Annotated in this window: 16 protein-coding genes; 6 read left to right on the top strand and 10 right to left on the bottom strand. The window is 62.5% G+C overall.

The annotated features are described in order from the left end of the window. Positions 1–42 precede the first annotated feature (42 nt). The 4 genes from EB231_RS21240 to EB231_RS21225 all read left to right on the top strand — a co-directional run bounded on the left by EB231_RS21240 (position 43) and on the right by EB231_RS21225 (position 3,164). Positions 43–594: a sigma-70 family RNA polymerase sigma factor gene (locus EB231_RS21240; RefSeq protein WP_172350585.1), complete on the top strand. Its 552-nt coding sequence runs from the start codon at positions 43–45 to the stop codon at positions 592–594. Next, positions 591–1,364 carry an anti-sigma factor family protein gene (locus EB231_RS21235; protein WP_172350584.1) on the top strand — a complete coding sequence of 258 codons (774 nt, stop codon included), beginning with the start codon at positions 591–593 and terminating at the stop codon, positions 1,362–1,364. Before EB231_RS21240 ends, EB231_RS21235 begins: the two co-directional genes overlap by 4 nt. Before the next feature lie 21 nt (positions 1,365–1,385). Further along, positions 1,386–2,102: a Bax inhibitor-1/YccA family protein gene (locus EB231_RS21230; RefSeq protein WP_056577346.1), complete on the top strand. Its 717-nt coding sequence runs from the start codon at positions 1,386–1,388 to the stop codon at positions 2,100–2,102. A 177-nt stretch (positions 2,103–2,279) separates the two neighbouring features. After that, complete coding sequence (locus tag EB231_RS21225; protein WP_172350583.1) at positions 2,280–3,164, top strand: aldose 1-epimerase family protein; 885 nt, start codon at positions 2,280–2,282, stop codon at positions 3,162–3,164. Between the two features lie 263 nt (positions 3,165–3,427). Here the strand turns inward: EB231_RS21225 and EB231_RS21220 are convergent, their stop codons facing one another. After that, positions 3,428–4,333, bottom strand: a complete 906-nt coding sequence (locus EB231_RS21220; RefSeq protein ID WP_172350582.1) for an agmatinase — start codon at positions 4,331–4,333, stop codon at positions 3,428–3,430. A gap of 390 nt (positions 4,334–4,723) precedes the next feature. Between EB231_RS21220 and EB231_RS21215 the strand changes: the two genes are divergently transcribed. Beyond that, positions 4,724–4,996 (top strand): hypothetical protein, encoded by a 273-nt coding sequence (locus tag EB231_RS21215; protein ID WP_172350581.1) that lies wholly within the window; start codon positions 4,724–4,726, stop codon positions 4,994–4,996. Positions 4,997–5,098: 102 nt separating this feature from the next. Here the strand turns inward: EB231_RS21215 and EB231_RS21210 are convergent, their stop codons facing one another. Genes EB231_RS21210 through EB231_RS21200 form a run of 3 tightly spaced genes read right to left on the bottom strand, consistent with a single transcriptional unit; the run spans position 5,099 to position 6,733 of the window. Then, positions 5,099–5,785 (bottom strand): Crp/Fnr family transcriptional regulator, encoded by a 687-nt coding sequence (locus tag EB231_RS21210; RefSeq protein WP_172350580.1) that lies wholly within the window; start codon positions 5,783–5,785, stop codon positions 5,099–5,101. Positions 5,786–5,809: 24 nt separating this feature from the next. Continuing rightward, positions 5,810–6,499 carry an iron-containing redox enzyme family protein gene (locus tag EB231_RS21205; protein WP_246740693.1) on the bottom strand — a complete coding sequence of 230 codons (690 nt, stop codon included), beginning with the start codon at positions 6,497–6,499 and terminating at the stop codon, positions 5,810–5,812. 48 nt (positions 6,500–6,547) lie between these two features. Beyond that, positions 6,548–6,733 carry a hypothetical protein gene (locus tag EB231_RS21200; protein ID WP_172350579.1) on the bottom strand — a complete coding sequence of 62 codons (186 nt, stop codon included), beginning with the start codon at positions 6,731–6,733 and terminating at the stop codon, positions 6,548–6,550. Between the two features lie 172 nt (positions 6,734–6,905). On the opposite strand from EB231_RS21200, the gene EB231_RS21195 reads away from it, so the two are divergent. Continuing rightward, positions 6,906–10,058: an ATP-binding protein gene (locus tag EB231_RS21195; protein ID WP_172350578.1), complete on the top strand. Its 3,153-nt coding sequence runs from the start codon at positions 6,906–6,908 to the stop codon at positions 10,056–10,058. A gap of 263 nt (positions 10,059–10,321) precedes the next feature. Here the strand turns inward: EB231_RS21195 and EB231_RS21190 are convergent, their stop codons facing one another. The 6 genes from EB231_RS21190 to EB231_RS21165 all read right to left on the bottom strand — a co-directional run bounded on the left by EB231_RS21190 (position 10,322) and on the right by EB231_RS21165 (position 16,660). Then, positions 10,322–11,140, bottom strand: coding sequence for an MBL fold metallo-hydrolase (locus EB231_RS21190; RefSeq protein ID WP_172350577.1), 819 nt, complete (start codon positions 11,138–11,140; stop codon positions 10,322–10,324). A 3-nt stretch (positions 11,141–11,143) separates the two neighbouring features. Then, entirely contained in the window at positions 11,144–11,938 is a 795-nt protein-coding gene (locus tag EB231_RS21185; protein ID WP_172350576.1) for a TatD family hydrolase, read from the bottom strand. Beyond that, on the bottom strand, positions 11,938–13,491 hold the full coding sequence (gene metG, locus EB231_RS21180; protein ID WP_172350575.1) for a methionine--tRNA ligase: 1,554 nt from the start codon (positions 13,489–13,491) through the stop codon (positions 11,938–11,940). Before metG ends, EB231_RS21185 begins: the two co-directional genes overlap by 1 nt. A 139-nt stretch (positions 13,492–13,630) precedes the next feature. Continuing rightward, a complete protein-coding gene (locus EB231_RS21175; protein WP_172350574.1) occupies positions 13,631–14,686 on the bottom strand; it encodes a DNA polymerase III subunit delta' in 1,056 nt (351 codons plus the stop codon). After that, a complete protein-coding gene (tmk, locus tag EB231_RS21170; RefSeq protein ID WP_172350573.1) occupies positions 14,683–15,357 on the bottom strand; it encodes a dTMP kinase in 675 nt (224 codons plus the stop codon). Before tmk ends, EB231_RS21175 begins: the two co-directional genes overlap by 4 nt. A 139-nt stretch (positions 15,358–15,496) precedes the next feature. Further along, positions 15,497–16,660: a D-alanyl-D-alanine carboxypeptidase family protein gene (locus EB231_RS21165; protein WP_172350572.1), complete on the bottom strand. Its 1,164-nt coding sequence runs from the start codon at positions 16,658–16,660 to the stop codon at positions 15,497–15,499. Between the last annotated feature and the right edge of the window lie 73 nt (positions 16,661–16,733).

Here is a 16,733-nt window from a genome sequence, read left to right as displayed (position 1 = left end):
CCCGTCGAAGAAAAATGGCAAGGTCGGGATTAAAATCCCCACATGCTCCGTAAACAGGGCATGAAACGGTCGATGCCACGCTTTGACATCATAGGACAGCTCGGATCGCTGCGGCGCTACGCGCAGTCGCTGACCCGCGACAGTGCGGATGCCGAGGATCTCGTGCATGACGCGCTGGTGCGCGCCTATGAGCGGCGCGGCACTTTCCGCTCCGGCGGAAACCTGCGGGCGTGGCTGCTCTCGATCGTCCACAACGCCTTTGTCGACCGCATGCGCTCGCGCCGATCGGAAGCGGCGCGCATCGAACAGGCCGGATACCTCGCCGACACCGCCACGCCAGCTCCGCAGGAGCATTCGGTGCGCCTGGCGCAGGTGCGGGATGCCTTTTTCAACCTGCCGGAAGAGCAGCGTTCGGCGCTGCATCTGGTCGCCATCGAAGGGCTTTCCTATCAGCAGGCGGCCAATGCCACGGGCGTGCCGCTGGGTACGCTGATGTCGCGCATCGGCAGGGCGCGCGCCGCCTTGCGCCAGATGGAAGACGCCGCCCCGGGGCGCGGCAAGAATCATCTCAGGATCGTGGGAGGTGAGCAATGACCGCTCTTGTCGACCCCGTTACGGACACCGACCTCGACGCCTATGTCGACGAGCAACTGGATGTCACCCGCCGCATCGAGGTGGAAGCTTTCCTGTCCACGCGTCCGGAGGCTGCCGCACGCGTGATGTCGGATCTGCGGACCCGCGACGAACTGCGCGTGGCGCTCGCCGGCTCCAAGGGCATGGCGCGGCCGGCGACCGCTGACGCGGCGCGGCGTCTGGAGAGGGGGCTTGCCCGCGGCCGCATCTTCGGCGTGTTGCAGCGCGCTGCCGCCGTTGCCGCCTTCGTTGCCGCCGGTTGGCTGGCGAACGGCATCATCGGGCCGATGTCTGTGACCAAGGTCGTCGCTTCGCCGCAGCCTCCCGCTTATGTCGACGAGGCGGTGCGGGCGCACAGGACGACGCTGGTGCGCGAAGCCATGCCCTCGCAGCCGGAAGCGCCCAATTACAATGCCGGAGAGATCCGCGCCGCCACAGCGATCGTCATGCCCTCGCTGCCCAAGGATTGGAAGGTGCGCGACGTGCAGATCTATCCGTCACGCTTTGGTCCGAGCGTCGAGATGGCTTTGGACACCAAGGATATGGGGCTGGTGTCGCTGTTTGCGATCCGGCCGGGAACCTTCGACGTGGTCAAGCCGACCGTCACGCCCTCGGGCGATATTTCCTCGGCCTATTTTCAGATCGGCGAGGTTGCCTACGCGGTGGTCGCAAAGAGCGGAGTTCATGACCTCGACCGCGCCGCCGAGACGCTCGCCAGAACACTTTACTGACCGATCCAAAGGAGACTGCAGATGAATACGCCCAATCTGGGATATCGCGTTGGCACCGGCGCCCAAACCGGAGCCGTCTTTGACGAGGGCCTGCGCCAGCACATGCTGCGCGTCTACAACTATATGGGCCTTGGCCTCGTGGTCACCGGCCTTGTCGCCTTCCTGGTGTCGTCGACGCCGGCGCTCTACGTGCCGATCTTCTCCAGCCCGCTGAAGTGGGTGGTGATGCTGGCGCCGCTCGCCTTCGTCATGCTGTTTTCGTTCAAGATGCAGACCATGTCGGCGGCCAGCGCCCAGATGATGTTCTGGGCCTTCTGCGCGGTGATGGGCCTGTCGCTCGCCTCCGTGTTCCTGGTCTTCACCGGAACCAGCATTGCCCGCACCTTCTTCATCGCCGCCACCATGTTCGGCGCCACCAGCCTCTATGGCTACACGACCAGGCGTGACCTGACGCAGTTCTCGTCGTTCCTGATCATGGGCCTGATCGGCGTGGTGATCGCCAGCATCGTCAACATCTTCCTTGGCTCGACCGCGCTGCAGTTTGCCATCTCGGTGATCGGCATCGCTGTCTTCATCGGCCTGACCGCCTGGGACACGCAGACGATCAAGGAACAGTATGCCGAGAATTTCGACGCGGAATCGCGCCAGAAGCTCGCCGTCTTCGGGGCCTTCTCGCTCTACCTGAACTTCATCAACATCTTCCAGCTGCTGCTGAATTTCACCGGCGAGCGGGAGTAACGACTGTCCGCTGTGGGCAAGGGTGGGGTTCTCGCCCTTGATGCGGAGAGGTGGCCGGAGGAGAAATCCTCCGGCCACAATTCGTTCCGGCCCAATCCGTTCAGGCAAGACCCGGCTTGAGTCCCTGGGAGCTTTTGCTAGTCTGCCGCCAGCTTCAACGCCGGCCCGCGAGGACATATGGCACAGGACAGCCAAACGCTTCGTGGCGACGGCATCTCGGCTGTCATAGTCGGGCAGGGTGCCGAACTGGTCTCGCTGCAGGATGCGCAAGGGTTTGAGTTCCTGTGGCAGGCCGGACCAGAGTGGCGGCGCCATTCGCCGGTGCTGTTCCCGATCGTCGGCCGGCTGAAGGGCGACCAACTGCGCCATCGCGGCCACACCTATCCGATGACACAGCACGGCTTCGCCCGCGACAAGCCATTCACCTGGGAGGAGAGGGGGCCTCGGTCCTGCACGCTGATCCTCACCGACGACGCCGACACGCGCGCGCACTATCCTTTCGCCTTCCGCCTCGCCGTGACCTACACGCTCGACCGCCAGCAGCTTGGCGTGACCTTCGAGATCACCAACACCGGTGACGAGCCATTGCCGGCTTCGATCGGTGCGCATCCGGCATTCAACTGGCCATTGCTGCCGGAATTGCCCAAGGAGGCCTATCGGCTGACCTTTGCGGAGGCCGAGCCAGCGCCGATCCGCCGGCTGAAGGACGGCCTTTTGCTCCCGGCACCGCGGCCGACACCCATCGAAGGCAAGACGCTTTCGCTGTCCGAACGCCTGTTCTATGACGACGCCGTCATTCTGGACCGGCCCGCCAGCACCAGCGTGCGCTACGCCGCCGACCACGGTCCGGCGATCGAGATGTCATGGCAGGGAGCAGAGGAACTGGGCATCTGGTCCAAACCGGGCGGCGCGCCGTTCCTGTGCATCGAACCTTGGCGCGGCATTGCAAGCCCAGCCGATTTCGACGGCGAGTTCAGCGAGAAACCTGGCGTGATGCTGATCGAGCCGGGAGCGAAGCGTTCTCTGGGTTACCGGATCAGCCTGGAGCAGGAGCGGCGGTGATCATGGACGGCCAACCGAAGAACCAACGCCGTGGGGCATCAAATGAAACTTGGCTTCATCGGCACAGGCACGCTCACGGCTGCCATCGTTAGCGGGCTCAAATCCGTAGCCGAAGATCCGGCTTCGGTCGTGTTGTCGCCGCCTGGACGGTGTCCATCGGCGCATCTCGGCGGCCGGCGCCACATAGCGGGTAAGCCTTGTGGTCACCGTCTATTTGACGGTCAATTGCGGCCTGCTTGCTCGAAACAGAGGAAAGTCGGTTTTCAAACCTGCCTGACGATTGCGCCGATCACATTGACGAGAAGACGCGCTGCGGTCAGGGCTGACATTCCGTCGATATCGGCGGGCGGATAGAGTTCGACAAGGTCGAATCCCGCGACCCTGGCCCGCTTGCCGAGGCCGGCGATCAGGTCGATCGCCTGCGTGTAGGTGAGGCCGCCCGGCGTACGCGCCGCCACGCCCGGCATGATGCCAGGATCAAGGCTGTCGCAGTCGAAGGTGACGACGACCCGCGCGCCTTCCGGAATGTGCCTGAGTGCCGCTTCCACGCCTTGAGCATGAATTTCGCGGGCGGTCACGAAACGGCTGCCATAGTGCCGCGCCGCTTCGATTTCAGCGAGGCGCGCGCTGCCGACGCTGCGCAGGCCGACCTGCACCATGCCCGCGACATGCGCCATCTCACTCGCCCGCCGCATCGGGCTCGAATAGCCGTAGCGTTCGCCATGCACCTCGTCGCGCCAGTCAATATGGGCATCGATCTGCAGGATCCAGATCGGTCCGTGATCGGCAAAGCCGGCAAGGAACGGAGTGACGACGGAATCGTCACCGCCAATCAGGATTGGCACGGCCGGCAAGGCCAAGACTTCACGCGTCTTGGCTTCGATCCGGACCCTGTTTTCGGCATTGTCGTGCAGGATGGTCGAAATGTCGCCGGCGTCGACGCAGCAGACCGGCTTGCCGTCGAACAACGGACCGCCGAGATCGAAATCCCAGTGCTCGACGAGCGGAGCATCGCCCTGGCTGGCCGCGCGTATCGCGAAGGCGGCCAAGGCATGCCCGCTGCTGTCCTTGCCGGGATAGGTGCTGCCATGGCCGGCTCCGAAGATCACCGCGCGGGGCGTGCGGCCGTCGGCGAGGCGATCGGGAAGGCCGAGGAATGATGACGACATCTTCTTGATGGTCCTGATGACACGGACCGGGAGGTTATCGCGTAACAGCGGCTGCCGCAAAGTGGGCCGTCTTTGGGATCGAGAAGCTCGACGCCTCGATCACCCCCTGAGCTTTTGCAATCGATTGTCGTGTCGTCGCTCTCGCGATGGATCTGTTCCACGCGCCTCTCGAAAGGCGGGCTACGTCATATTGGCGGCCTCTTGTGAACTCCTTCACATACAAATTCGTGCGTGGCGCACAACATATGCCAGAACAGAAATTTATCCGCCCTTGCGAATGGATCTTGCAGAAAAGAGATCAGATAAACGAGAGGGTAAGTCTTTTGCAAATAGGATAAATTTTCGTTCTATTCATAATAATTGTGGTGGAACCAAACAAAGGAGATCAAAATGTACAAGATAATTACAGTTGCATCGGCATTGCTTATGCTTACGGCGCCTTCGTTCGCGATCGACTCGACCTTCGTCCACAGCCTTCGTGCCGACAATGGCGACTTCGAGGCCCCGGGAGAGGTCAAGGGCCAACATCCATTGGCTTCAGAAGAAGCGGTGTATGGGTTCCAGACAGGATCGATCGGGTTGGCTGGTGGCGTTTCGAACTCCAATTGCATGGGGGTTAGCCCGCACCAGTATGACCCTGTCAGCCCCAATTGCCGCAACTGAGATACAAGTGGGGAGCGGTGGTCAGCGCCACCGCTCTCCCGCCTCAGGCGGGAATGACATCCGATTTGGTGGCCCTCATTCCACCCTTGTGAATTGGCGACATCAGTTGTCGTTCTGTGACTCGGCCAAATGACGAAGAGCGCCGAAATTGGTTATTCGCAGGCCGCCGCGCTTGATTGCGATGATCGAGCGGTTGCGCCAATTGTTAAGCGTCTTGTTGACGGACTCGCGCGTGGCGCCGAGGAACTCCGCCAATTCGGACTGGGAAATCGGTATCCAGCCTGACCCATCCGCCATTACGCCAGCCAGGAAGATCAGTCGCTTTGCCAGCCTCGCCTCAATGCCGAAGAAAGCATGATCCCCAAGTTCGCTGCTGATCCAACGCAGCCGTGCGCACAACAGCTCAATCATGGCACGTGCCAGCGATGGGTTTCTTTCAATGCGATCGAAGAGTTGCGTCCTGCCCAGCGAGGCCAGATCGCAAGCGGTGAGGCAGATGGCGGTTGCGGTGCGCGGGCGCCCGTCGAGTGCGCCAACCTCTCCCACCAGGCTGTGCGCAAGCTCGATATTGGCCACCAGCCTCTGGCCTCCCTGCGAATAGATCGAGATCTCCACCGTCCCGCTCATCACCCCGTAAATGCGATCGGATTGATCTTCCTGAACGAAGAGATGCTGACCAACCGCGTAGCGTTCGACCTTGCAGCCGCTGAAGAGAAGATCGAACAGGCGTGGGTCGATCCGTGCAAGGCGCGGCAGATCATTTCCATCATTCGCGCTGCCGGAGGCCATGTTGATTTCCCAATTGCCGCCTCGCTACCCCTGTTCGAGGATCTCCTCGATCGTGGATGGAAGAAGCGTGGCGCCATGCATGGCGGAGATGCCCATGACGGTTTCGTGCTCGGCTGTCAGGGGCAGGGCGTCGATCGTGCGGTAGAGCCGGTCGCGGTGTCCGGGATCGAGCTCACCGTGGTCGATGAGCGTCTGGAAAGCCGCATGCGGAAACCCCGTTGCGGAAATCAGCGTCTGGATCAGCGTCGGTGTCGGCGGGTGTCCCTCCATCAGCGCGACGAAACCAAGGAACGCGACAGGGTGATGGTGATGGATCCAGTAGTACTGCGCTCCCACAAGGCTCGCGACCGAGGGGGATGGTATGCGGCTCAGCGCCGTCGCCCGCTTCACACCTAGCAGTTCGAGGTCATCGAGCAGCAAGTCATCATGCCCCAACTCCTCCTTGACATGCTCCTCCAGATATCGGGCCAGACCGGACGCGATAGGGTCAGCGGCCGCCATTTTCTCGGCTCGCTCCGCTGCTACTTCCGTCAACGGCACCGTTGCACGAATGATCTGGTGCTGAGTGAGCAGGAACTGCGGCCAAAAGTCAGCAAGCCTAGGATGCGTCACAAGGGTGCGACATGACTTTGCGTATGGTTGCACCACAAGATTAATCTTCCGCCGGAGACGAACGCTCGGCGTACTAGCGGCCCCAACCTCGATCCCGTTCATGCCGGCATCCCGGTGGTTAAGAAGCAGCCCGGTGGTTAAGAAGCTCGGCTAGTGAACCTTGATGACGATGCCGACATCTGCTTCCTCCAGGTCCTTCCCCAGCTTCCTTAGAAGGGCTATCTCGCCCCCCGAGAGACTGGCAAATGTCTCCCACGCGTCCTCTGGGAGGGCATCCGCCGAGACCTCCATGTCGTCGAGATACTTTTTGACGTGTGGTGGCAATTCTACTGCCATCGCCCATCCTCCAGTTATCTTAGACCATCCTAAACTATCCTAGACTAAGATGGACCTGTCAAGAGGGCGGACTTGCCCTACGCAAGGCCTGGCCGTACAGTCCATGAGCACAATGAGATATGCTCTTGGGAGCTCGATCTGTTCGACATGCGGATCTGCCAATGCAGCCGAATTGCAGTTCTGTGCGTCCTGTGCATCGCCGCTGACCCAACGAGCTTCCGGTGCCGCCGATACGCGCAAGGTGGTCACGATCCTCTTTGCTGATATTGTCGGCTCGACGGCGTTGGGAGATGAGCTCGATCCCGAGTCGCTTCGCAATCTCATGACCCAGTACTTTCGGGAGATGGCCGCGGTAATTCGTGGCCACGGGGGGACAACCGAGAAGTTCATCGGGGATGCGATCATGGCGGTGTTCGGCATCCCGCTGCTCCATGAGGACGACGCGGTGCGTGCGGTTCGAGCCGCGGTTGCGATGCTTCATGCGCTGCATCGGCTGAATGATGAATTCGAGTCGCGTTGGGGCACCAGGATCGTGATCCGGATAGGTATGACCACGGGTGAGGTGATCGCCGGGGATCCGAGCCAGGGCGAAACTTTCGCGGTCGGAGACGCGGTCAACATTGCTGCCCGGCTCGAACAAGCTGCCGAGCCAGGGCAGATCCTGATCGGAGACGCGACATATCGGCTGGTCCGCGATGTCGCGATGACGTCACCGATCGAGCCGCTTCGCGTGAAGGGGAAGTCAGAGCTCTTAGCCGCGTGGAACCTCATGGATGTCGCCCCCGCGGCCCTCGCTGCCCATGGTCTTGAATCCCCTCTGATCGGTCGCGACAAAGAAATCGCCGAAATCGGAGAGATGTTCGAAAGGACGGTCAAGTCTCGAGTATGCGAGATCGTAACGGTGATGGGCCCGGCGGGAATCGGCAAGTCCCGGCTCACGCGTGAATTTCTTCCCCGACTCGAAAGGACAACGACAGTCGTGGCGGGGCGATGCCTGCCATACGGCGAGGGGATTACCTTTTGGCCCATCATCGAGGTGCTCAAGGCCGCGGCGGGCATCACAGATAGTCACTCGCCCGACGATGCTCGCGCAAAGATTGGCAAGCTATTGGAAGGCCCCGATGCCGCGCTGGTCGTCGAACGCCTGTCCGCACTCATGGGGCTGACCCGTGCGACGCCTGGCGTTCAAGAGACGTTCTGGGCCGTGCGCAAGCTGTTCGGCAAGCTGGCAACGCATCGGCCATTGGTCGTCGTGTTCGACGACATTCACTGGGCGGAGCCGACATTCCTCGATCTCCTCGAATATCTCGCCGATTCGTTGGACGGCGTGCCGGCGTTCTTCCTCTGCCTCGCTCGCCCTGAGCTGCTCGAGGTCCGCGCCGGCTGGATGACGTCGAAGGCGAACGCGTCCCTCATCACCCTGCGCTCGCTGAGCGACGCTCATACGGACGGCTTGATCCGGAACTTGCTCGGAGGCGCGGAACTCGCGAACGAGGACCGCGCGCGGATCGCCGATGCCGCCGAGGGGAACCCTCTCTTCGTGGAGGAGACGCTGCGAATGCTGATCGACGACGGTTTGCTCATCGCCGTCGACGGGACGTGGACGGCGGCTGACCATCTGTCGAGGCTGACGATTCCGCCCACGATCAACGCCCTTATCAACGCGCGTTTGGACCGGCTCGGCGGCGAGGAGCGCTCTGTGATCGAGCGAGCATCAGTGATCGGTCGCATCTTCTGGTGGGGGGCCGTCGAGGAGATGTCGCCGGAAGAGCAGCGGCCCCGCGTTGGCGGCCAGCTCCGGTCCCTGGCCAGAAAGCAGCTGATCCGCCCGGATCGCTCGGACCTGGAGGAGGAGGATGCTTTTCGCTTCACTCACAGCCTCGTCGGGGACGCGGCCTACAATGGCATTCCGAAGGGCGTACGAGCCAACATGCATGAGCGCTTCGCATCATGGCTGGAGGCAAGGATGCGCGAGCGGGCCCGAGAGTACGAAGAGATCGTCGGCTACCACCTCGAGCGGGCCTACAGGTCTCTCGCGGAGCTCGGTCTATCGAACGAGCGCGTCGAGTCGCTGGCACGACGTGCGAGCGTGCCGCTGGCTTCTGCCGGGCAGCGCGCCTTCGCGCGGGGTGACATGCCCGCCGCGGTCAACATGCTGTCGCGCGCCATCTCGCTCGGAGCTCGCGACGATCCTGGGCGACTGGCGCTCTTGCCGGAGCTCGCATTTGCACTGCTGGAAACCGGCGACCTCGAGCGCACGCGTGGCGCGATCGCCCAGATGCGTGAGGCAGCGACCGCCTCCGCCGATCGCAGACTGCAAGCGCATGCGCTCATTCTCGATCTGTGGGTGCGCTTCCTGTCAGAGCCAGAGGGGTGGGCGGACGAGGCCTACCGCGAGGCACGGCAGGCCATATCGATGTTCGAGCAGGAAAACGACGAGCACGGCTTGGCCAAGGGCTGGTCCTTGCTTGGCTTGTTTCACCTGACAAAGTGCAATTTCGGCGCCTCTGAAGAGGCGTGGGAGAGCGCGGCGGCGCATGCGTTCGCAGCGGGCAACGACAGAGAATGGCTCGAGTCGCTATCATGGGTGCCGCTTGTCGTGTGGGCGGGCCGTATGCCGGTCAAGGCGGCGATCGGCCGGTGCAAGGATGTGCTCGCCAGGGCACAAGGTGATCGCAAGGCGATGTCGGCGGCGCTCTTCAGCTGGGGGAATCTCGAGGCGATGCGCGGCCGATTTGGCGAGGCGCGGCAGTTGATAGCGCAGGCGCGGTCAACGGTCGAGGAAGTCGCACTGACCGTGTGGAGCGCGGGACCTCTCACCGAGATGAGCGCTCTGGCCGAGCTCTGGGCGGGCGACGCGGCAGCCGCCGAGCGGGAGCTTCGCTGGGGTGTAAGGACCCTTCAACGCACGGGCGAGTTCGCATGGTTGCCTACGATTGCCGGCATACTCGCCCAAGCCATCTATGTCCAAGGCCGGTACGAGGAGGCCGAAGCGTTCGTTCGGTTGGGCGAGGGGATCGCCGGCAGTGACGACACGTACTCGCAAGGCCTGCTGCGATGCGTTAGGTCAAAGATCTCGGTCCGTGTGGGCGATGTGGAGGGAGCTCTCCGTATGTCCCGGGAGGCTGTCGCGATCGCCGAGCCGACGGACTTTCTGTTCCTCCAGTCGTTCGTTCTCGACGGTCTTGGAGAGGTTCTCCACATCGCCGGCCTCCCGGAAGAAGCGGATGCGGCGCTTGCGGGCGCTGTTCGCCTGTGCGCGCAAAAAGGCTTCGTCGTCGGTGTACGACAGGCTCGAGGGCGACTAAGGAAGCCTCCGCGGTAACAGACTCCATGCGGCTGAAACTTACCCTATCCGGGATTGCCAGGGACGAAGCGTGCCCACACAAAAGTCGCATAAGATAGATTATGGAACTGATGGGAGCAGGCGGTGCGGTAATCAGGACAGCGCTTTCCGCATCGCGCCCGCCGATGATCACAGTCCTTGGCGTCGTCATCCTAAGCAGCAACTCACGCCAGGTCGGTTTGCCGCCGGTAATCCCAGCTTGAACGATTTCACGGCTCACAGCTCGCGAGAAATTCGATCTATCACTCTGATTCAAAAGGCATTTCGATCACCATGCCATCATAGGCCGGCACCACCTTGTCAGGCGTCTCGGCCATTACGGTGGCATAGTCGAGCGGCACGTGCATATGGGTTAGCACGGCCTGTTTCGGTGCCAGCTTTTCGATCCAGCCGAGCGCCTGGCCGAGCGACAAATGGCTGGGATGGGTTTTGTACTGCAGCGCGTCGATGACCAAAATCTCCAGGCCGCACAGCCGCTCGGCGGTGGTGTCGGGAAAGTCGCTGATGTCAGGGCAATAGGCCAGCGCTCCAATGCGAAACCCGAGCGAGATGATGTCGCCATGCACCTGCGGCAATGGTTCAAGGGTGAGGGCACCCCCCTCTCCTTCGATCACCACCGGCTTCGCGTGGTCGATGATATGGGCACTGACGATCGGCGGATAGGAACTGCCGGGTGGTGTCTCGAAGCAGTAGCCGAACGCCTGGCGCAGCCGCAGCATTGTCGGCTCGTCGGCGTGAATATCGATCCGCTGGCGCTGATCGAGGACGAAGCCGCGCAGGTCATCGATGCCGTGGATGTGATCGGCGTGTGGATGTGTGTAGACGACCGCGTCAATGCGCCTGACAGAGGCCATCAGCATCTGCTGGCGGAAATCGGGGCCAGTGTCGATGACGACGGTCGTGCGGTTGCCATTCGCCGCGATCCGTTCAACCAGGACGGCCGTACGCATGCGCCGGTTCTTCGGGTTGTCCGGGTCGCAATTGCCCCAGTCGCCGGTGATGCGCGGCGCACCTGGCGACGAGCCGCAGCCGAGAACGGTTAGACGCAGCCGGTCAGTCATCGGTCAGGCGCTCAACTCGGCAGGTCGCGGCATCTTCCCGAACAGTCGGAAGAAATTGTTCGTCGTCAGATCGGCGATTTCAGCTTCGCTGACACCAATCGTCTCCGCCAGCACCTTGGCGGTGTGCGCGACATAGGCCGGCTCATTACGCTTGCCGCGGAATGGGATCGGCGCCAGGTATGGCGCGTCTGTTTCAACGAGCAGCCGGTCATGCGGCACGTCGGCGGCGATGGTGCGCAATTCGGCTGAGTTCTTGAAGGTCAGGATGCCCGAGAACGACACGTAGCCGCCGAGCGAGACGCCCACCTCGGCCAGCCGGCGTCCGGAGGAGAAACAGTGCAGGATGAAGGGGAAGGCGCCCTTCCCTGTTTCGTCTTCGAGAATGGCAGCCATGTCGTCATCGGCATCGCGCGAATGGATGACCAGCGGCAGCCCGGTCACGCGAGCCGCCGCGATGTGATTGCGAAAGCCTTGCGCCTGCGCATCGCGCGGCGCCTTGTCGTAGAAGTAATCCAGCCCAGCCTCGCCGATCGCCACCACCTTAGGATGATCGGACAGACGAACAAGGTCCGCAGCGGTGACCTCGAGCTCTTCGGCGGCATTGTGCGGATGGGTGCCGACGGAGCAGTAAACTTCATCAAAAGTTTCAGCGATTTCAATGATTTGGTGAAGTCGCTTTACGCGGGTTGATATCGTCACCATGCGGCCGATACCAGCCGCTTTGGCGCGAGCGACAATGGCCGCCCGCTCCTCGGCGAAATCTGGAAAGTCCAGGTGGCAGTGGCTGTCGACGAGCATCAGGCGTTCGCGCCCGGCTGTTCGATGTAACGCGGAAATACCCCTTCCGGCACCGGCAAGGCAGTACCCGATACAAGCGCGTGGTCAGCGTGGACATGCACGAAGTCGCGCTTGTCGGCCGGCACGGCCAGCAGGTCGAGCAGCTTCGTGGCCGATCCCGGAATGAAGGGCTGGCACATCACCGCCACGCGCCGTACCACTTCGGCTGTCGTCCACAGTACCGTTTCCATACGCTCCGGGTTGGCCTTCTTCAGCGCCCATGGCTCCTGCCCGGCGAAATAGCGATCAGCTTCCGCCACCACCGCGAAGATCGCCGCCAGCGCCAGATGGATGCCTTGCTCAGCCATTGCCTTGCGGGCGGTGGCTAGAGCGGCCGCCGCCTGATCCAGGATCACGCTGTCGGCATCGGTCAGGTCACCGCGCTTCGGCACCACGCCGCCACAGTTCTTGGCAATCATCGACAGCGAGCGCTGCGCCAGATTGCCCAGGCCGTTGGCGAGGTCGGCGTTGGTGCGGTTGACGATCGCTTCATGGCTGTAGCTGCCGTCCTGGCCAAACGGCACTTCGCGCAGGAAGAAATAGCGCACTTGGTCGAGGCCGTAATGCTCGATCATGGTGAACGGGTCGATGACGTTGCCGACCGATTTCGACATCTTCTCGCCGCGGTTGAACAGGAAGCCGTGGCCGAAGACGCGCTTCGGCACCGGGATGCCGGCCGACATCAGGAAGGCCGGCCAGTAAACCGCATGGAAGCGCACAATGTCCTTGCCGATGATGTGCGCGTCGGCCGGCCAAAAGCGCCAATTGTCAGCCTTTTCATCGGGATAGCCGACGCCGGTGATGTAGTTTGTCAGGGCATCGACCCAGACATACATGACGTGCTTCTCGTCGCCCGGAACCGGCACGCCCCAGTCGAAGGTGGTGCGCGAGATCGACAGGTCCCTCAGTCCCGACTTGACGAAGCTCATCACCTCGTTGCGTCGCTCCGCCGGACCGATGAACTCGGGCTGGCTTTCATAAAGGGCAATGAGCTTGTCCTGGTAGGCCGAAAGACGGAAGAAGTAACTTTCTTCCTCGACCCATTCGACCGGCGTTCCCTGCGGCCCATAGCGGACATTGTCGGGGCGGACCTCCGTCTCCTCTTCGCCGTAGTAGGCTTCGTCGCGCACCGAGTACCAGCCGGCATAGCCGCCCTTGTAGATATCGCCATTGGCGTCCATCGCCTTCCAGATCGCCTGCGAGGAGGCGTAATGCCGTTCTTCCGTGGTGCGGATGAAATCGTCGTTGGACGCGTTGAGCGCGATCGCCATGCGCTTGAAATCGGCCGAGTTGCGATCGGCCAGTTCGCGCGCCGAAATGCCTTCGCGCTTCGCCGTCTGCAGCATCTTGATGCCGTGCTCGTCGGTCCCGGTGAGGAAGAAGACCTGCTTGCCGTCGAGCCGCTGGAAGCGTGCGAGCGCGTCGGTGGCGATCAGTTCGTAGGCATGGCCGATATGCGGCTTGCCGTTCGGATAGGAAATCGCGGTCGTGATGTAGAATGTGTCGCGTGACATGAATGAACCGTCATGAATGTCTGAATGGAAGCCGTGGCGGTGGATATCGCATCGGAATGGCGATTGCCATCCCGGTGCCGATGCATGCCGCCCAAAAGTGGCCCCGGTTTTGGGGCAACGGCATGCACCAAAAAGGCCGTCACATTCGCATCGCAGAATTCAGGCGGTCGATCATGGTCAAGGCGTGCTGCTTCTTGTCGAGATTGTAGGTGTCGGTCTCAGATATCGCGTCCAGCGCCTCATGCCAAGTGTCCGACAGCGTTTTCGCCCATGCGAGGTCGCCTGACAGCGCTGCCTGGCTTGCGGCATCCGACAACAGGTCGAGCGCGCGGCGGTTGAAGATATCGAACTGGATCGCCTGGTCTCGGCCGGCGACGGCTTCGGCGAGCCGATAGGCTCCGCCGATATCGGTCTTTCCCGCCGCCACCAGTGCATCGAGTGTCTGGGCGATTTCGAGCCCGCCATATTGCGTCAGCAGGATCGCGTTGCGCACACTGCCCCCTGCCCGTTCGACCAATGCCGCCCGTGCGGCCGGATCGTTCGGTGGCGGCGGCTCGGCGGTTTCCAGCACCGCCAGCAGCTCGTCGGCGCCGAGCGGTGTCAGGCGCACCATTTGACAGCGCGAGCGGATCGTCGGCAGCAGGCTGCCTGGCGCATGGACGATGAGAACGAACAGCGTTCGTGCAGGCGGCTCCTCAAGATTTTTGAGCAAGGCATTGGCGGCATTGGCATTCATGTCGTCGGCTGGATCGACGATGACCACCCGATAGCTGCCGTCATGCGAGGTCATCGACAGGAAGCGGCTGACCCGGCGGATCTCGTCGACGGTGACGACCGTCTTGAAGCTCTTGGTCTTGTCGTTCATCGGCCGGGTCAGGTGCAACACGCCGGGATGCGCCCCGGTCGCGATCTGGCGAAACAGCGACGAGGCCGGATCGGGAACGGCAAGGCTCTCCGGCGCCTGCGCGAAGTCCGGGTGCTTCAGCAGGTGATGTGCGAGATGAAAGGCCAGTGTCGCCTTGCCGATGCCGACCGGCCCCGCGAAGATCAGAGCATGTGGCAGCTTTCCGGATCGGTAGGCGGCGGCAAGCATCTCGGCTGCCTGCCCGTGCCCGACCAGACGAGGCGTCTCGGCCGGCTCGGGCACGCCGTCCAGCGTATCATGCTGTTCCGGCGCGATGCGTTCGAAGGTCATACTGGTGCGGCCTGCCTGTTGCGCGCGGGCGCCCTCGCCTCCAGTGCCGCGAACACGGCGGCGGTGACGACATGCTCCACCGTATCGGGATCGGCGGACGCGTCGACGACGATGCAGCGTTCCGGCTCGGCCGCGGCGATCGCCAGAAAGGCCTCGCGCCGGGCCTGATGGATGGCCAGCGTCTCCTTTTCGAAGCGGTCGGCGCCGGCGTCGCTGCCGCGCCGCAGGGTCGCGCGCCGGAGGCCCTCGGCCGGATCGATATCGAACACCAGCGTGATGTCGGGCATCATGCCGTTGATGGCGACCTGTTCCAGCGCAGCCATGAATGCCGGGTCGATCCCGCCGGTGACGCCCTGGTAGACGCGCGAAGAATCCAGGAAGCGGTCGCAAAGAACGATGGAGCCATGCTCGACCGCGGGCCGGATGACCTGCTCGACATGGTCGGAGCGGGCGGCGGCGAAGAGCAGTGCTTCCATCTTCGGCCCGAATGGCTCCGCGGCACCCGAAAGCAGCACATGCCTGACCGCTTCCGCGCCTGGCGAGCCGCCCGGTTCGCGGGTGACAAGGACGTCATACTTCTTGGCGCGCATCTTCCTTGCCAGCCGCTCGATCTGCGTTGACTTGCCTGCGCCCTCGCCGCCTTCGAAGGTGATGAAAGATCCGCGCGCCAATCGAAACGGCCTTTGTCCATGTTGGAGTGGATTGTTGCGCTCTAGATAGTCCGCGTTCAGGGAAACGTCCATGCCGTCAGATTTTTGCTTCTACGCATGTCGTTGTCTCAAAACCGTGGCCACTTTTGAGCGACATGCATTAGCGCAGCCAGCCGATTGCCAGTTCCTTGACGGCATCGAGCGCGCGCTGTGGCAGCGTGCCGACACCGATCGACTCGGCGGCGAAAAGCGGTGTCTCCTGGCTCAGCGTGTCGCCGATCCAGACACGCAGCGCACCCACTGGTTGGCCCTCCTCCACCGGTGCGGCGACCGGGCCGTTATAGACGATCCTTGCCGTCAGCTTGTCGCGGTTGGTGATCGGCAGGAAGATGGCGATCGGCCCTTTTGCCTTCAACGTCACACCGGATTTCGCACCGCCAAAAACCTGAGCCTCGCCAACCACCTCGTCCTTGGCGAAGATCTCGGTCTTCTCGAAGGACCGCGCGCCCCAGTCGAGCAGCTTTCGCGCCTCCTCGGCGCGTTCCTTGTCATTGGCGAACCCGCTCATCGCCGCGACCACCCGCGTGCCGTTGTGGGTGGCCGAAGCGACGATGCCGAAGCCGGACGCCTCGCTCGCACCGACTGCCAGGCCATCGGCACCGATGTCCATGGCCAGCAGCGGGTTGCGGTTCCTCTGCGAGATCTTGTTCCAGGTGAAATCCTTCAGGCCATAGTAGCGATAAAATTCCGGGTAATCGCGCCACAAATGCAAGGCCAACTGCGCCAGTTCGCGCACGGTCGTCTGCTGGCCATCGGCCGGCAGGCCGGTCGAGTTGACGAAGGTCGATGTCTTGAGGCCGATCTGGCGGGCACGCTCGGTCATCTGCGCGGCAAAATTCTCCTCTGACCCGGCCATGCCTTCGGCGATGACGATGCAGCCGTCATTGGCGGCCTGCACGGTCACGCCCTGGATCAGGTCCTCGAGCCGGATCGCCGATTTGAGCTTGGCAAACATCGTCGATGTTCCCGACGGCGCGCCACCCTTGCGCCAGGCGTTTTCGCTCACCACGAACGTGTCGTCGAGCTTGAGCCGCCCGGATTTGATGGCATTGAAAACCACTTCCATTGTCATCAGCTTGGCCATCGAGGCCGGCGGAATCGGCTTGTCGGCATCTTTCGAGAACAGCACCGTGCCGGTATCGGCATCGATCATGAAGGCTTGTGTGGCCTTGGTCTCGAAGAGCTGCGCGTGGGCCGGGGCAAGGGAAATCAGGAGACCGAGAAGAAAAAACCCGGCAAAAGGCTGAAGCAAGCGAAACTGCATGAAATTCGACCCGTTGGCCGGTCCCTCCGGCAAGCCCGCGAAACTATCGGGCTTTTTCCGGGGTGGATCAACT

Origin of the sequence: Mesorhizobium sp. NZP2298 (assembly GCF_013170825.1) — a bacterium.
Lineage (GTDB): Bacteria > Pseudomonadota > Alphaproteobacteria > Rhizobiales > Rhizobiaceae > Mesorhizobium.
The sequence above is the reverse complement of the archived record's forward strand: the minus strand, read 5'-3'. Positions and strand labels throughout refer to the sequence as shown.

What these genes read in the sequence shown, in the direction of transcription:
- EB231_RS21205 (WP_246740693.1), bottom strand. Translation starts at nt 6,499, where the DNA reads ATGAACGGGATCGAGGTTGGGGCCGCTAGTACGCCGAGCGTTCGTCTC.
- EB231_RS21220 (WP_172350582.1), bottom strand. Translation starts at nt 4,333, where the DNA reads ATGTCGTCATCATTCCTCGGCCTTCCCGATCGCCTCGCCGACGGCCGC.
- EB231_RS21175 (WP_172350574.1), bottom strand. Translation starts at nt 14,686, where the DNA reads ATGACCTTCGAACGCATCGCGCCGGAACAGCATGATACGCTGGACGGC.
- EB231_RS21165 (WP_172350572.1), bottom strand. Translation starts at nt 16,660, where the DNA reads ATGCAGTTTCGCTTGCTTCAGCCTTTTGCCGGGTTTTTTCTTCTCGGT.
- metG (WP_172350575.1), bottom strand. Translation starts at nt 13,491, where the DNA reads ATGTCACGCGACACATTCTACATCACGACCGCGATTTCCTATCCGAAC.
- EB231_RS21225 (WP_172350583.1), top strand. Translation starts at nt 2,280, where the DNA reads ATGGCACAGGACAGCCAAACGCTTCGTGGCGACGGCATCTCGGCTGTC.
- EB231_RS21230 (WP_056577346.1), top strand. Translation starts at nt 1,386, where the DNA reads ATGAATACGCCCAATCTGGGATATCGCGTTGGCACCGGCGCCCAAACC.
- EB231_RS21200 (WP_172350579.1), bottom strand. Translation starts at nt 6,733, where the DNA reads ATGGCAGTAGAATTGCCACCACACGTCAAAAAGTATCTCGACGACATG.
- EB231_RS21215 (WP_172350581.1), top strand. Translation starts at nt 4,724, where the DNA reads ATGTACAAGATAATTACAGTTGCATCGGCATTGCTTATGCTTACGGCG.
- EB231_RS21190 (WP_172350577.1), bottom strand. Translation starts at nt 11,140, where the DNA reads ATGACTGACCGGCTGCGTCTAACCGTTCTCGGCTGCGGCTCGTCGCCA.
- EB231_RS21240 (WP_172350585.1), top strand. Translation starts at nt 43, where the DNA reads ATGCTCCGTAAACAGGGCATGAAACGGTCGATGCCACGCTTTGACATC.
- EB231_RS21235 (WP_172350584.1), top strand. Translation starts at nt 591, where the DNA reads ATGACCGCTCTTGTCGACCCCGTTACGGACACCGACCTCGACGCCTAT.
- EB231_RS21185 (WP_172350576.1), bottom strand. Translation starts at nt 11,938, where the DNA reads ATGCTCGTCGACAGCCACTGCCACCTGGACTTTCCAGATTTCGCCGAG.
- EB231_RS21210 (WP_172350580.1), bottom strand. Translation starts at nt 5,785, where the DNA reads ATGGCCTCCGGCAGCGCGAATGATGGAAATGATCTGCCGCGCCTTGCA.